Origin of the sequence: Pseudomonas sp. (assembly GCF_036404235.1) — a bacterium.
Classification (GTDB): domain Bacteria; phylum Pseudomonadota; class Gammaproteobacteria; order Pseudomonadales; family Pseudomonadaceae; genus Aquipseudomonas.
The window spans coordinates 1-16,248 of the sequence record NZ_DASWOT010000113.1 but is presented as its reverse complement, the minus strand read 5'-3'; the positions used below and the strand labels follow the sequence as shown (position 1 = coordinate 16,248).

Annotated in this window: 8 protein-coding genes; 6 read left to right on the top strand and 2 right to left on the bottom strand. The window is 56.4% G+C overall.

Annotation, left to right across the window (positions count from 1 at the left end; genetic code table 11):
• Positions 1 to 41: 41 nt before the first annotated feature.
• The 5 genes from VGC62_RS14115 (at position 42) to VGC62_RS14095 (ending at position 13,650) form a co-directional block, all read left to right on the top strand.
• On the top strand, positions 42 to 983 hold the full coding sequence (locus VGC62_RS14115; protein ID WP_331187703.1) for a hypothetical protein: 942 nt from the start codon (positions 42 to 44) through the stop codon (positions 981 to 983).
• Between the two features lie 126 nt (positions 984 to 1,109).
• Positions 1,110 to 3,722, top strand: a complete 2,613-nt coding sequence (locus tag VGC62_RS14110) for a hypothetical protein (protein WP_331187702.1) — start codon at positions 1,110 to 1,112, stop codon at positions 3,720 to 3,722.
• Positions 3,719 to 6,190 (top strand): RHS repeat-associated core domain-containing protein, encoded by a 2,472-nt coding sequence (locus VGC62_RS14105; RefSeq protein ID WP_331187701.1) that lies wholly within the window; start codon positions 3,719 to 3,721, stop codon positions 6,188 to 6,190. Before VGC62_RS14110 ends, VGC62_RS14105 begins: the two co-directional genes overlap by 4 nt.
• Before the next feature lie 366 nt (positions 6,191 to 6,556).
• Positions 6,557 to 10,864 carry a SpvB/TcaC N-terminal domain-containing protein gene (locus VGC62_RS14100; RefSeq protein WP_331187700.1) on the top strand — a complete coding sequence of 1,436 codons (4,308 nt, stop codon included), beginning with the start codon at positions 6,557 to 6,559 and terminating at the stop codon, positions 10,862 to 10,864.
• A complete protein-coding gene (locus tag VGC62_RS14095; RefSeq protein WP_331187699.1) occupies positions 10,861 to 13,650 on the top strand; it encodes an RHS repeat-associated core domain-containing protein in 2,790 nt (929 codons plus the stop codon). Before VGC62_RS14100 ends, VGC62_RS14095 begins: the two co-directional genes overlap by 4 nt.
• Positions 13,651 to 13,717: 67 nt before the next feature.
• On the opposite strand, the gene VGC62_RS14090 is transcribed toward VGC62_RS14095, so the two are convergent.
• Complete coding sequence (locus VGC62_RS14090; RefSeq protein WP_331187698.1) at positions 13,718 to 14,023, bottom strand: ribbon-helix-helix domain-containing protein; 306 nt, start codon at positions 14,021 to 14,023, stop codon at positions 13,718 to 13,720.
• A 91-nt stretch (positions 14,024 to 14,114) separates the two neighbouring features.
• Positions 14,115 to 14,696 carry a DJ-1/PfpI family protein gene (locus VGC62_RS14085; protein WP_331187697.1) on the bottom strand — a complete coding sequence of 194 codons (582 nt, stop codon included), beginning with the start codon at positions 14,694 to 14,696 and terminating at the stop codon, positions 14,115 to 14,117.
• Positions 14,697 to 14,920: 224 nt separating this feature from the next.
• On the opposite strand from VGC62_RS14085, the gene VGC62_RS14080 reads away from it, so the two are divergent.
• The coding region (locus VGC62_RS14080) for an RHS repeat domain-containing protein (RefSeq protein WP_414705800.1) at positions 14,921 to 16,248 on the top strand (1,328 nt) is incomplete at its 3' end.

The window sequence follows — 16,248 nt, the reverse complement described above, 5'->3', positions numbered from 1 at the left end:
GAATTTAAATAGCGTCTATTCACAACACCAAGGATGGGATTATGAATATATCCAATACGGCCAATACCTGGCTCAGTCAATTCAAAGTCGAAATAACCTCCAGCGCCAACATGGTGTTTGGCAATGGTCGCCAACAGCTTGAGGCCACTGTCATCGTCGCGCCTCGCAACCACGGGACGATTACCGATAAACAGCTGGCCTCTATTGCGCTCGTCACGCTCGACGATGACGGAGTCTACCGCGAGCTCACAGGTGGGCTGAAGGCCTCTCTTAACAGGGACCCTCTCTACCAGTACTTCGCAGACACTGGCTCTGCGCCCAGCAACCTCGAAATCAGGGGGCCGGTCCGACGCAAGCGCTTTTATATTTCGTCTTCACGCACGGGCGGCTCGCTCGACAGGGTGTATGCCCGCATCTCAAAGGATGAAAGCACTTACCACGTGACCGATGGCGGTGCTTTCAACTCGTCAATTATCATCGAGTCCATTACTCCAAGGCGCTATGACGAAAATGACTTCGAGTTGAGTGCAGTGAATGAACTGTCGACAGACCGCGTAGACATGGATCTTTACTACCTGAAGTTCAAAAATCCTCAGTACCAAATCGTCAAATCGACCCCCTACACTGAGTACTACAGCGAACCTTATGACAGCTTTTATAACGACGATTGGTATTACCGTTATTGCTACGAAACAAGGTCGGACGCGGGACAGAACGTTATTGCCTCCTGGTACACCCACTATGCATTCGAGGTCGGCCCAAAAAGAGCGTTCACTGCGGGTACAAATAGCATCACGCTAAACCGCAGGGCCGGACAAATGAACCTCGTGCGCGCGACCACACACGAGGTTTCTTATAACAGGCCGCAGAATGAATCAGAGCGAAGCGTCTGGGGTGTTATCGATCAGTACGGTAATGAAAGAAAGATCGAATTCATTCAGACCGATGAGGGTAATCGCATCGGCTTCAAGCGCTTTGACTAGGATCGCCTGAATCACCTCAAAGCCGTACTTCCCTCAAAAGCGTGCAGGTGTGCTGCGCTGTCATCCAACGTCGCGGCACAGCCATGACTGCACGCTCTTAATTGCAAAACCTGCAAAGGGTAAAACATGTCAACTTATGAAGTTCATTCGCAAGCCAGTAACTTTCTGGGCTTTGTCAAAACCGGTGTCGACCCCAGAACCGGGCAGTTCACACTTGCCATGAGCCTGGCAACTGTGCCCGCCAATAACCTCGCGGGCCCCACTCTCACTCCGACACTTGCTTTCAGTACTCTGGGATCAACGCAAAACCATGGGTTCGGTTTTGGCTGGTCGCTGAATCTGTCAGAGCTTAACCTCAACCCAAATGGCCCCACGTTGCGCCTGACATCGGGCGAGCAATTCGCGGTGGATTGGGAAAGCACAGACTTGAGCGTTGGCGGCAAGCTGACACTGCTCGATTACAAGCTGCGTTCACTGGTGGTCACGCGGCTAACGGACGACAGTTTCAGAGTGGACCTGAAGTCAGGTGAAAGTGAAATTCTCAAACTGCAGGACAGTGGCAATTATCTACTCACCGAGCGGCGTACAGTCGAAGGACGTTGCTTATTCATCGATTGGCTGCCTATCGACAACGGCCACAGCATCATCGAGAAGATTCGCGACGAGACCCGGACACTGCTGCGTATCGTCCGCGAAAATGAAGAAATACATTTCATCAACAACCCGGACAGCGACCTTGGCAGCACCACCATTCGCCTGCTACTAAGCAATGGTCAGCTCAGCAGCGTCTATCTGCCGGAGATTGAGAGGCCCTTCTCGTTTTCTTACGAGACATATCCCGTGGGCCCGGATGCACAACTGCTGTTACCCGTCGAACTCTCAGGGCCGATGGGCGCCTGGGACACCGTGTTGTGGGCAACGGGTGATGACGGCCACCTTATGCCTGCGGGCGCTCCGTTCCCATACCTGCCGCGAGTTGCCGGTTGGACACATTGCGCGGGGGGGCATGGTTGCGAACTCTATCGGACCTACCAATGGATCGGCGAGCATAACTTCCTGGGCTTCGGCAGCGACCAGAGTTTCAATTGGCAGCAGGGGCGTGACAACCTTTATCAGGTCGAACGAGACTACAACTACGAAGTCATCGAAACCCAGCGCGACAACAACGACAAGTTGCTGGCCACCATCACCCGGACCTGGAACAGGTTTCACTTGCAGACCCAAGAGGTGTCCAGGCAAGGCCCGTGCGAAGCACGTGTCGACACACTCTACGGAGTCGATCCGCACCTCACCTGGGAACAGCAACCTGCGTGGTGCCAACTGCCTCACAAAACAGTGACCACCTATATCGATCACAGCCGTATCAATGCACATCGTAGTGAACAGACCCTATATCGGTATGACGACTACGCAAACGTCTTGTACATCCGTTACCCCACAGGCGTAGAAGAGCACAGTGAGTATTACCCCGCGCAGGGAGCCGAAGGCTGCCCCCCCGATGCATTGGGCATGGTCAGGTATCTGAAACAAAATACCGTGATCCCGGCACGCGGGCCAGACGGTGTCGAAAACGAAGCTGCGGTGATCTCGATCAACTACACCTACCAAACACTGGATTCGCTGCTCGAAGACGGCCTGTCACACGCGGTCGTGGTGAGCGAACAAGTGCGTGATACCACGCACGACCGGGTGTTGGAAACCACGCGCCAAAGCTACGTAAAGACCCGTAACGCTCACTATGGCCGGGACGCAGGCTCGATCAATACGCTCAATGGCAGGGCCACCAGCACCTCGTATCATTACGAGATCAACGACAACGGGCTGAAGACTGAGATCACCGTCCATGGCTTCGAAAACGATGCCGAGAACCGCGATATCAGCAGCAGTACTCAATCGCTTCTCACCGGGCTGACCATCCTTGAGCAGAGCAGCACAGGAATGCAAACCCGCTACGAGCACGATGCGCTTGACCGCGTAGTACGCACGGTTGTCGCCCAGGGCAGCGCCTACGAGGCCGCGAACACCACCCGATACCACATCGAAGACGCGTTCGCTTACCAAAACCGTGCAGACGACCAGATCAATCCCGTCCTTATCGAGCAAACCGACGTCACCGGCCAACGCAAGCGCAGTTGGCTCGATGGCGCGGGACGGACCGTGCGTGTCGAACTGGAAGACCTTGATCACGCGCCGGGCGTATTCCATGAAATCGCACGCACCGTTTATGACGCACAAGGTCGTCCGGTTAATCAGCGCGTGCAGGACTGGCTGCCCAACAATCCCCATCCGCTGGTGCGCAACACCCTCACGCGCCATGACGACTGGGGCAATGTCTCAAGCGTGGAAGCGCCAGACGGCGTCATTTCCCACAGCCGTCACGACCCTATATTGCGACGCAACGAGCAGTGGCAGCAAAGCACGAACAAACGCGGCCCACGCAGGGTGACATTGACCAACGTCGCAGGGAGCCCGATTGAACATCAACTGTTTGACGAGGACGATCGCCTGGTTCGCACCACCCAACTGATCCGCGATGGCCTGGATCGGGTCATTGAGGAGCGTATCAAGGTCGATGGGCAACCTAACATCGTCACTCGATCCCGATTTGACGCCTATTCACGCGTGATCGAACGCCAATTGCCGGACGGCACGACCGTCACTTGGCGCTATGCACCCCACAGCGACGCAGACCATCCTGAGTCGATCACCGTCACACCCGCCAAGGAGGCAAACGTATGACTATCGCCAATCCGTTAACCGCCCCACTGGTCATGGGTCGTCAGACCTTCGACGGCCTTGGTCGCCAACGCACTGTCGAATCGGGGGGCCGTACCACCCGGTTTCATTACCGGAAAGACCAATTACCTCCGGCTGCCAACACCCTGCCCGATGGCAAACGGGTCGACTTTACCTATGAGCCTCAACTGGACAATCAACTGCTCGGCATAGCGCCAACAGGTGAAACCGCCCATCGAATCACCTATGACCCGCGCCTCGCCCAACCCATCTCTACCAGCGGGACACTTGGGTCACAACGCTGGAACTACACAGCTTCAGGCCAGACAGACAGCGAAACCTGGGCAGTCGATGATCACGAACACATTACCCAATGGAGGCATTCGCTCAATGGCATGCTGCTCGGCTTCGACGACGCCCAAGGCAATGTCCATGAGCGCCAATACGATGCCTACGGGCGATTGCAGCAGTTGAATATCGGCCCCGTGCAGACCATTTTCAGCTACGACGACTTCTCGCGCCCCTCCATGAGCGTTACCCATGATCGGGACAGCGGTCAGCAACTGGTCAAAAGGTTCGCTTATGACACATTGGGACGCGAGCACATCCGCACCTTCGAGGTGACGACCGACGGCAAGCTGCGCACTTTCACCCAGACCCTGGGCTACTGCGCGCTGGACCGAGTGACATCACGCACCTGGGACGATGGCGAGCAACAGGGTCAGGAAACCTTTTCCTACGACCTGCGCGGTCGACTGATTCGCTACACCGCCAACGCCGTCGCCGCGCCTGCCGATCCATTCGGTAACCGCATCGTCGGCCAGGTATTCACCTTCAACGCGCTGGATGGCTATGAAAAGGTTATCAGCCAGTTTGAAGACAATACGCATGACGAAGCGGTGTTCAGCTACGCCGCAAACGACCCTACTCAAGTGGTGCAGGTCACCCATACCCATATGTCTTGGCCCAGCCGGATAAATCTGCGCTACGACGCCTGTGGCCGGGTGATCGAAGACAGCCTCGGGCGCAGCCTCGCCTGGGACTCTCAGGACCGCCTGGTCAGCGTTAGCCAGAAAGGCAAAACCTGCGAATACGGCTACGATCCCAGCGGGAATCTCACCGACCGCCTGCTCGACGGAACCCTGACCCGCAGCTTCTTTAGCAACGGTCAAATGACTCACGAGCAGCGGAGCGATGAAAGCCTGACCTTGATAGGCGATGGCAGCTCGCTGTTTGCGCTGAGCAAGCTTACCGCCGATGTCCGAAAAACCATTCTGCTTGGCACCGATGCACACGGCAGCGTGCATTTCGAAGACGACGGCCAGTTGCGCACCCGCAGATACACCGCGCATGGCGTCGAGCCAGCCGATGACGCTCGCAGCCCGTTCGGTTTTGCCGGTGAACGCGTGGATAACTTCACCGGCTGGTATATCCCCGGTGGATATCGCCCCTATGATCCGATTCTGATGTGTTTCCTCAGTCCCGATAGCGAAAGCCCATTCGGTCGCGGCGGTTTGAATCCCTATGCCTACTGCGGCGGCGACCCAGTGAACCGCGTCGATCCGGACGGCCACAGCTGGACAACCTGGGTGGCGGGCGGCATCGGCATCGCATTGGGCGTCACAGTCATGGTTGCCAGCTTCGGTGTCGCGGCACCTGCCATTGCGTCACTTTACGCCGTGGGCATTTCGGCGCTTACCGCCAGCGGTGCCATGGCCATCGGTGCGGCTACCCTCAGCGCGGTCTCGTTGGGTACCGGCATCGCATCTGTGATTCTGGAAGCCACTGGCAAGGATGAAAAAGCCGCGAGCATTCTCGGCTGGGTGTCCTTGGGAACTGGCCTGTTCACAGGGGGACTTAAGGTGGCGCCCGCCGCAGCTGCCAGGCTGGCAACCAGAGCCGCACGTGTGCCAGGGCGCGCAAGGTCCAGAGTGCTCGGACAGTCGGCCACCACCCGACCTGCTCACCGGATAGGCAAGGCCGATATCCTTTTCGAGAAAAGCCCTGGGGGTAGCGACGTCGCGTTTATCGAGCGACTCTGGGATGACGATTACGCCGCATTCGTGACCCACGGTTCACCTTTTGGGCAACTCATGAACGCCCACGGCAAGGCGGACTCTGCGGCCAATGTCGCCACCCATCTGATTGCCCCCAAACTCGCGGCCATCGGTTATCCGGCAGACCAGAAGATCGTGTTACTGGCTTGCTGGGCAGGAAAAACCGGAGCCGCACAAAACGTTGCCAATGTGCTCAAGCGACCGGTCGAAGCCTATACCAGCAAGATCCACCTGCTCAGTGCTGCCACCCTGCAATCCCCAATGAGAATCACGGGCAAGATGCACGGCGCCGCCACCACTGCACCGGTAACCAGAATTTCAGTATTGAAAAGGGTATTTGCTCACAAACGAGGCCCCTTTACAGATGCCCCTGACTTCGAACTTGCGACAGCCAGGATGTATTACCCATCCTGAGTTATTACCTATCAACTTTTTTCAATGCCTTGAATTAATACCGCCCGCTGCAGGTATTGGTTCGATATCAAAGCCCTCTAGAACCGATCGAAATAAACGTTATCGCCTCTTATTCTAAGAGGCATAACCCTCTGTATTAAGATGATTTAAGGCCCCCTTCGACGTTACCGAGATGAGTTCGCGCAAGGCATTGACGCGCCTCAACTCTGAATCCCAGCTGGCACCGGTCACCTCGATCACCCTGCACATCCTCTACGTAGCGAAAACGGCGGTGTGCTCGGCAAGGCAGATGGCGCGCGGCGCAAGATGCGTGCTCTGACAAAGGACTGAAACACGCCAACACCGAGACTACGGAGAGTCACCGCCATGGAAAACCAACAGCAACAACCCGGTATTTCCGCACCCGCACTGCCCAAAGGTGGTGGTGCCATCCAGAGCATCGGCAAGGGCTGGTCGGCAGTCGGCACCACCGGATCGGCGTCGTTCGACATCAGCTTGCCGATCAGCCCAGGGCGCGGTTATGCGCCAGGTTTAGCCTTGAGTTATCAGAGCACCGTGGGCAACGGTCTGTTCGGATTGGGCTGGAGCCTGAACCTTGGGTGCGTGGCCCGCCGTGCCAGCAAAGGTGTGCCCACGTATACCGATGACGACGTAATGATTGGGCCAAGCGGCGATGTCTGGCTGCCGGAATTGAATGCCGATGAGACCCTCAAGTTCGAGACGGTAAGCAACTACAACGGCCTCGAACTGGATCAGACCTATCAAGTGATTCGCTACTTCGCCCGGATAGAAGACGCCTTCGACCGGATAGAACACTGGCGGCTGAATCCCGGTGATCCTGGCTTCTGGCTGATACATGGCGCGGACGCAAGCCTTGCGCTGTATGGCAAAAACCCAGGATCACGCACGGCAGACCCCACTGACAGCAACCACGTAGCGCAATGGTTGCTGGAAGAAACGATGAACGAGATTGGCGAACACATCCTGTATGAGTACAAACCTGAAGATGAAGTCGGACTGAGCGGCGACCCTAATCGCGACTACATCGCCCAGCGCTACCTGTGGCGAGTGCGATATGGCAATGCGGTGCAATATCCTCATCTCTACCTCTGGACCCCAGACTCGCTGAATGACCTGCAATGGCACTTCGATCTGTTGTTCGATTATGGCGAGCGTGACACTGACAAGGAAAAGGTCCCCACCTATGAAGCGACAACGCTCTGGCCGGTACGCAACGACCCTCATTCCAGCTTTGCCTATGGTTTTGAACTCGGCAATCTGCGCCTCTGCCATCAGGTACTGATGTTTCATCACTTTCCCGATGAGCTGGGTGCAGAGCCAAGGCTGATCAACCGCCTGCTGCTGCAATACAAGACCCTCGCCCTTGGCTACCAAACGCTGAGCGAAGTTCACCACCAAGCGCTGTCTGCACCCTTTTCAAACAACGAAGGGGCACTTGAGTCGCGCCCGCCACTGATTGTGGAGTTCGCTGAATTCAATGTCGGCGAGGGCCGTTTCAGCGAATTCGATGCAATGCCAGGTCTGAACAGCGGCGCGCCGTATCAATTGGTCGACCTGTATGGCGAAGGCATTTCGGGTGTGCTCTATCGAGAGGACAAAAATTGGCTGTACCGCGAGCCGTTACGCGCGGTGGATGCTGATTCGGTGGACGCTGTGACCTATGGCCCATGGCGTGCGTTGCCAGAAATCCCGGTGGCCGATGCTCACGCATCTGTTCGACAAACGTTAACTGACCTGACGGGCGACGGGCGTCTTGACTGGCTGGTTGCCCAGCCTGGCATGGCTGGCGTCTTCACCCTTAACCCGGACAGGACATGGTCCAAATTCGCGACGTTCAATGCCTTTCCCTTAGAGTTTTTCCACCCTTTAGGGCAACTCGCTGACCTGGTCGGTGACGGCCTGTCGGATCTGGCGTTGATAGGCCCGCGTAGCGTGCGCTTGTATGCCAATCGACGCGCGGCAGGTTTCGCCCCCGGTCTAGATGTCGACCATAGCGACGCGAACGACCGGTTGCCGCTGCTCAGCGACAGCCCCAACGAACTGGTCGCCTTCAGTGATGTACTGGGTACGGGCCAACAACATTTGATCCGCATCCGTCATAACGAGATCCGGTGCTGGCCCAATCTGGGACACGGGCGCTTTGGCACCGGCAAGCTGTTCGCCAAGCTGCCATTTACCTATGAGGCGTTCGACAGTGCCAGCGTCAGGTTGGCCGACCTGGACGGTTCGGGCGCTACGGACTTGCTGTATCTGGAAGCAGACCGCCTGCGTATTTTCATGAACCGTGGTGGCAATGGACTCAACGAACCCTTCGACCAGGTGTGGCCGGACGGCGTGCGTTATGACCGCTTTTGTGAGGTAAGCGTTGCGGACCTGCAGGGCCTTGGCTGCTCAAGCGTGGTGCTCACCGTGCCGCACATGCAGCCTCGCCACTGGCGTTTCGATTACCCAGCCGTCAAGCCTTACCTGCTGACATTGACCAATAACTACATGGGGGCAATAAGTACGGTCGAGTACCGCAGCTCGGCCCAAGAGTGGCTGGACGAGAAGCGTGCATTGCTCGACAACCACGCACAGCCCATATGTGAACTGCCCTTCGCCCTGCATTTGGTGGTCAGACAGACACAACTGGACCAAATCACCGGCAACCGATTGAGTCAGCATTTCCAATACCGACACGGCTATTACGACGGCCATGAACGAGAGTTTCGTGGGTTTGGGTTGCTGATTCAGTCCGACACAGAGCTACCAACAGAGTCTGAGGACGAGGGTTTCACCGCGCCGGTGATCACCAAAACATGGTTCCACACCGGACGATTCCCCGAGAGCACGCCCAGCGACTGCAACGACAGCGACCCAGACGCTCGGCCATTAGGCGCCCACCTGCTGACACGTTACGACGCCGCCAGTCTGACCGACTCGATCATCACCGACGCCGATCAAGCCACCCTGCGCGAGATGGCCCGTACCCTCGCAGGCTCCGTGCTGCGCACCGAGGTGTTCGGCCTGGATGGCGACGAGGCGCAATCGGTGCCTTATTCGGTACAAACGTCACGTTATCTGGTCCGCCAACTTGAGGCTGTCGGCCCTTCTCGGCCTTACGCAAGGATGCTGCCGCGGGCCTTGGAATCCATCAATTATCACTACGAGCGACAAGCTGATGACCCGCTGTGCGCACACAGCCTGAGCCTTGCCTGGGATGCCTTCGGTGCGCTGACCCATGGTGTGACGGTGAACTACGCAAGACGCAAAAAAGCAGGCGATGCCCCACCGTTCGAGGACGAGTACCAACAAACCTGGTGGCAGGCGTCACACGACGATGCGCAGCAATGTTTCTATCTGCAGGAAGCCCGCGCTGAATTCATCCATCTGGACGCCGCCCAAAGTTGGCGCCTGGGGTTGCCGTACCGGCAACGTAGCAACGCCATGGTCGTGCCCGCAACAGCACTGGCGCCTGAGGACATCGGCTACGAAAAATTCATTGATCCGAAGGGTAAGCTCGCTGCCCTGCCACGCACGTTGACCGGACTTTCGGTGCAGCGCTACCTGAGTTGCGGTGATGGCGAGGCGACGTTTATAGCGCTGGCGGATGCCACCGAAACCGCAGAGCTCGATGACCATGCGCTAACCGCCTATGACCGGGTCATGACGCCCGAAGAGCTGACAACAAAGCTTTTGGAGGTCGGGTATGAGCGCATGCCAAGCTTCCTGCCTGATGATGACCTCAACCTGTGGTCGATCAAGCGAGGCTTCAACACCTATGCGGGCGCCGAAGATTTTTACAGCATCGCCACCTTCAGGCCAACGCGCAGCCATGGCTGGAGCAGTGTCGAATACGACGCCTATCACCTGGCGGTGACCCGCCTGACCGATCCTGCAGGCTGTGCGACATCAGCGACCTACGACTACCGCACGCTACAACCGCGACGCATCGTCGACCCTAACCAGAACACCCAGGAAGCAGCCTACGACGCCTTTGGCATGCTGCGCGCCACCAGCTTCTATGGCACCGAACTGGGCGAGGATGTTGGTTTCGACCCCATCGATGAAGCCCTTTTGAATTCGATATCACCACGCAGTGCGGTCCATAAGCCCGATGAAACCCTTGGCAACCTCGCCAGCGTTCACTGCTACGACGCGTTCAGTTGGATGAACGGCGAAGAGCCGGCATACGGCGTGACGCTGCTAGCAGACCGTTACCCTGGCGATCCGGAAAAACAGACCCGAGTCTCACTGGCGTCATTCGACGGTTTTGGTCGTACGTTGCAGACCCGACAATGGGTGGAGGCTGGTCAGGCATTCCAGGTTAATAACGATGGCTCACTGAGCATTATCGACGGCAAACCCGTCGTCGTGGAGGCGTCGCCGCGCTGGCGCGTCAGCGAGCAAGTGGAATACAACAACAAGGGGTTGGCAGTCAGAGTCTATCGGCCTTATTTCTCCAATAATTCCTGCTACGTCAACGATGCTTCGTACCGACAATGGGGGTTCTTCGACAAGCAATTTTACGACCCCCTCGGCCGCCCAACGATCACCGTAACCGCAAACGAGTGGATGCGCCGACAAACCTACCTGACCTGGTACACCATCAGCGAGGACGAAAACGATACGGCAGAGGAAGTGCTTGCGCTCAGGGCCGCGAGCCAAAAATGAAGAGTTGTCTGCATGGGCAAACGCCAACGCTGAGCATCATCGACAGTCGCAGGTTAGCTGTGCGCCGGGTAGCCTTTCATCGAGTGCTCGCCGATGACGTGCCAACACCAAGGATCATTCGCAGAGATTATGACCTGGCGGGAAGACTGAACGCAGAGTGGGACGCGCGCTTGTGGGCGCGCATGGAGAAAGGCGAAACGTTAAAACCGAACCTGCTCACGCTGTACAGCTTGTCCGGCCACCCGTTACTGACCGAAAGCGTAGATGCCGGGTGGCGACTGGCGTTACCGGGTGGTGCGGGCCAAACCTTGATAGAACGCGATGGCAGAGGTCTTGAGCGCCTGATCGAGTACGACGCTCTATTGCGCCCCGTTTCCATCACTGAACAGGATCAGGTTGTCGAACGCCTCACCTACGGCAGCGCGGATGGCGCTGGCAATAACAGTTGCAATCAACTGGTGCGTCATGACGATACCGCAGGCTCTCGGTATCTGCCGGAATATGGGCTATCGGGTTCAGCGCTCCTAGAAACTCGTCATTTCCTGCTTGATCCGGCATCCCCCGATTGGCCAATAGAAGTGGCTGAACGCACTGCATGGCTGGAGGTTGGCGGCCTGACGACCGAAAGAGCATTCAATGCACTGGACGAACCCATCAGACAAACCGATGCCATGGGCAACACCCAACGTTTTGCTCATACAGCGGCGGGGCAGTTAAAAGAAACATGTGTGCAATTGGCTGATGCGGATGCTCACATAACGTTGGTCAGTGATATCCACTACAACGCCTTCGATCAGGTAGACAGCGAGACGGCTGGCAACGGCGTGCTCAGTCATTCGCTTTACGACCCACATGATGGTCGACTGATCGAACTCAGCGCAGCCCTGGGCAACGCTCAGCCGTTGCAACACCTCAAATACAGTTATGACCCGGTCGGCAATATCGTGCAAATCGAAGATGCCACGCAACCAGTGCGTTACTTCGCCAACCAGCGCATCGAACCGATCAACCAGTACCACTATGACACTCTGTATCAACTGATCGAAGCCACTGGCCGTGAAGTCAAAACCGGCACCTGCCAGGGACCGGCGCTGCCTGATCTGCAAAAACTGCCTCCCGATCCAAACCAGATGGCCAACTACACCGAAACCTTCGACTACGATGCTGGCGGTAACGTGCTGAAAATGCGCCACGTCGGCGCACAGTCCTTTACCCGCATGATGCGGGTAGCCGCAGACAGCGATCGCAGCCTGCTCGATGGACAAGGAGCAGTGGATTTCGAGAAAAGCTTCGATGCCAACGGCAATCTTCAGCAACTGGTGCGCGATCAGGATTTGAGCTGGGATGTGCGCAATCAACTGCGCCAGATTACGACCGTTCAACGTGACAGTGAGCCAAACGATGAGGAAACCTTCATCTATGACGGCAATGGCCAGCGCTGCCGCAAAATCAGCAGCACTCATACCTCCGGCCGCACCCTGATCAACGAAGTGCGCTATTTACCCAATCTGGAAATACGCACCAGCGCAAACGGCGACATCCTCCATGTCATCACCGCTCAAGCTGGGCGTAACAGCGTGCGCGTGCTGCATTGGCAGGCTGGCAAACCGAGCGACATCAGCAACGATCAGTTGCGCTACAGCCTGAGTGATCATTTGGGTTCGAGCACTCTGGAACTGGACGAGCAAGCAGGCTTGATCAGCCAGGAAACTTATTACCCCTACGGTGGAACGGCTTGGTGGGCGGCACGTTCGGCATTGGACGCCAAGTACAAGACCGTCCGTTACTCAGGTAAAGAACGAGACGCAACAGGGCTTTATTACTATGGTTTCAGGTATTACGCGCCCTGGTTGATGCACTGGATTAATCCGGACCCGGCAGGGGTGATCAATGGTCTCAATATCTATTGCTTTGTCGCCAATACACCCACCTGTTACAAAGATACAGACGGGAGATTGTATGAAGGAGGTAACGACGACATCGAACGCGTATTTGAACGCAGCGGTGGACCTATCACTCACAGGGGGCTTGCTGAGTTTACCGCCCCACAAAGACACTCCATCCGTTCAGCATTATTCGAAGCTCAAACGATGCACGAAGACGCGCTAACGATGATTAGTCAATTTCCAGAGCATAGCGCCCCTGTCCTGCGCAGTTACTTTGGGGCACATCACGAAAATACAGACATTCAGAACACTATTATCAACACGTGGACAAGAACCAGGGACCTGCTCCATGACTATCAGGGACACTGGGGGCAAGCAAAATTTATTGGCCTGAGCCAGCACCGCGGTCTTGCCAGCATCATCCCCGGAGATTTTCATGGTCGTATCTCACTCAACATTGAGAGTTTAGATGAGCCTGACTTGCCCGTGACCTTGTCCCATGAAGCTTCTCATTTAGGCAGAGTCAACAGAATCAGAACGGTGGGCCCCGCGACCCAAGACTATTGGTATCTGTTCCGAAGCGGATTACCCTCTCTATTGCCAGGTAGAACTCTGCCCTATGAAGATCCGTACCAGAACGTATCCGAGATCATCGTTGGCGGCGGATTGAACACTGATTATTTTTCTCGTTTCCCCGAGATAGAACATAATTTCATATCAAGAGTAAGGGATCATCACTCTGGACCTGAACCTATTCAAAACTTAAGCGACTCCATTGCTGTGTTCAATCGAAACAGCAACATAGCGACTGCAATGGCCGTTGAAAATGCCGATAGCCTTGCATTGGCTGCAAACAACCTTCATAGAATATATCGAGGTGTACCCCCATCGAGCCTTTAATCACCCCTTGGGGGTCACACGAAGTTTGAGCTGACAATTGCCCGCGCGATATACACTCAGCAAGCACTCACTTGCCCACCGCACGCACCACACTCAACTCCGGCGCCGTGCTCCGGCGCTGGCTCAAATACCGCGTACAACTCACCCGCAAGAACGAAGCAAAATTCACCACTTCGCCATTGAACCCCATGACCTCCTCATACAACTTGGTTATCAGTTGATTGGTGGTCATACCGTCATGCTCGGCGATCTCGGACAAAATATCCCAAAACTGATTCTCCAGCCTCAAGGTCGTCACTACGCCGCAAATGCGCAGGGAGCGCGAGCGTGACTCGTAGAGGATCGGATCGGCTTTTACGTAGAGTTCGCACATGGTTTATTCGCCTCGCTCGGAAACCTCGATTGGCACAACTGACGTCCTCGCGAACAGCTTGCTCGCGAAAACGTCGTTTCAGCCACCGTGTTTAAAGAATGATTTGCGTGCCCAGCACTTTCAAAAAAGCCGCCAACCACGCCGGGTGCGCAGGCCATGCCGGGCCGGTCACCAGGTTGCCGTCAGTGTGCGCCTCATCCATGCCGATCTCGACGTACTCGCCGCCCGCCAGTCGCACTTCCGGCGCGCAAGCAGGATAAGCACTGCACGACTTGCCTTTGAGTACGTCGGTTGCCGCCAGTAACTGCGGGCCATGACACACCGCTGCGATGGGCTTATTGTCACGGCCAAACTCGCTAACCAATTCCAGAACCCTTTCATTCAAGCGCAGGTATTCGGGTGAACGACCACCGGGCACCAACAGCGCGTCATAGTCTGAGCTCTTCACGTCATCGAAACTGAAGTTCAGGGCAAAGTTATGCCCCGGCTTTTCACTGTAAGTCTGGTCGCCTTCGAAATCATGAATCGCGGTACGAATCGTCTGCCCCTTGGTCTTGCCTGGGCACACGGCATGCACGGTATGACCCACCATTGACAGCGCCTGGAACGGCACCATCACTTCGTAATCTTCGACGTAGTCGCCAACCAGCATAAGAATCTTCTTCGCCGCCATGACCTGTGTACTCTTCGTGGGTGATTGTCTGATGGGCGCAGTATCAAGCCACATCCAAAACAGCGGGTAACAGCCTAGTACTACACGCAGACCGCGTGGAAACGGACGGACAGATGGATGAGGTCAAACATCAACCGCCTGTCTCTGCGCCCCTGCTTATAAGCATATGGGCGCGGATCTCTCCTACGCTCAAAGCATCGATACATGACACGGACGTCAACCTTGTGAGCATGCATAGCCATACGCCAAAACTTCACGTGAATGACCCAAGGGACTTATCGATCCGCGAAGTCGCGTATCTGCGCAAGGCCGAACACACCTCGCCCGAAACACAAGTGACCCGCCACATGTGGGATTGTGCAGGCCGAAATGTTGCCGATTGGGATCCACGCCTGTGGGGGACCGCACCGCGACCAAACACCTGGGCGATCCACAGTCTATCGGGGCAAACACTACTGGAAGACAGTGTCGACGCAGGCTGGCAGCTAAGCCTGACAGGTGCAAGCGGTGAGCTTCTGACTCGTTGGGATGGCCGTGGCAACCAGCAACACATCGAATACGATCACTTGCGACGCCCGACGGCGATCAGCGAAATCGCCACAGACGGCTTGCCTTCAACCGTGGAGCGCTTCATCTACGGCGGCCCGGACGCGTCGACCGAGAATCAGTGCAATCGCTTGATCCGTCACGACGACACCGCAGGCGCACTCCAACTGCCCAGCTATGGCTTGCACGGCTCGCCATTGTGCGAAATACGTCAGTTTCTACTCAAGCCTGAAACGCCTGACTGGCCGATCAATGTGCCAGAACGTGACGAATGGCTGGAGGCACAAACATGGACCAGCAGGTGGCAGTTCAACGCCTTGGCCGAAACAGTCGAGCAGACCGACGCCAGAGGAAATACCCAGGCGCTCTTACACACGGTGGCCGGACAATTGAGCGGTGTAACGTTGCAGTTGATGGGTGAAAGCCAGTCACTACTGCTGGTCAGCGACGTGCAGTACAACGCCTTCGGCCAGCTCGAACAGCAAACCGCTGGCAACGGCACAACCAATCAGTACGTGTACGAGCCCCGTCAGGGTCGGTTGGTTGAACTGCGCACAGGCCTTGCCGACGAAACCGCTTTGCAGGATCTGACCTACGCCTATGATCCGGTCGGCAACATCATCGAGATCGAAGATCGCGCACAAAACACGCGCTTTTTTGCCAACCAGAAAATCGAGCCGATTAACCGTTATTGCTATGACAGCCTGTATCAACTGATCCAGGCCAGCGGATGGGAAGTCTCGACTGGCCCCAGTCACGGGCCTGCCCTGCCCGACTTACAAACACCGATTGCCGATCCTAACAAGTTGAGCAACTACACCCAGACTTACAGCTACGACGCAGGCGCAAATCTGCTGCAAATGCGGCATGTCGGCGCCCAGTCATTTACCCGCACGATGGAGGTGGCGACGGACAGTAATCGCAGCCTGCCCGATGGCGATACATCGCTGGATTTGACTACCGGCTTTGACGCCAACGGCAATCTCCAGGAGCTTGTACGCGGCCA

Coding starts and splice junctions, on each gene's coding strand:
- VGC62_RS14085 (WP_331187697.1), bottom strand. CDS start 14,696: ATGGCGGCGAAGAAGATTCTTATGCTGGTTGGCGACTACGTCGAAGAT.
- VGC62_RS14100 (WP_331187700.1), top strand. CDS start 6,557: ATGGAAAACCAACAGCAACAACCCGGTATTTCCGCACCCGCACTGCCC.
- VGC62_RS14110 (WP_331187702.1), top strand. CDS start 1,110: ATGTCAACTTATGAAGTTCATTCGCAAGCCAGTAACTTTCTGGGCTTT.
- VGC62_RS14105 (WP_331187701.1), top strand. CDS start 3,719: ATGACTATCGCCAATCCGTTAACCGCCCCACTGGTCATGGGTCGTCAG.
- VGC62_RS14090 (WP_331187698.1), bottom strand. CDS start 14,023: ATGTGCGAACTCTACGTAAAAGCCGATCCGATCCTCTACGAGTCACGC.
- VGC62_RS14115 (WP_331187703.1), top strand. CDS start 42: ATGAATATATCCAATACGGCCAATACCTGGCTCAGTCAATTCAAAGTC.
- VGC62_RS14095 (WP_331187699.1), top strand. CDS start 10,861: ATGAAGAGTTGTCTGCATGGGCAAACGCCAACGCTGAGCATCATCGAC.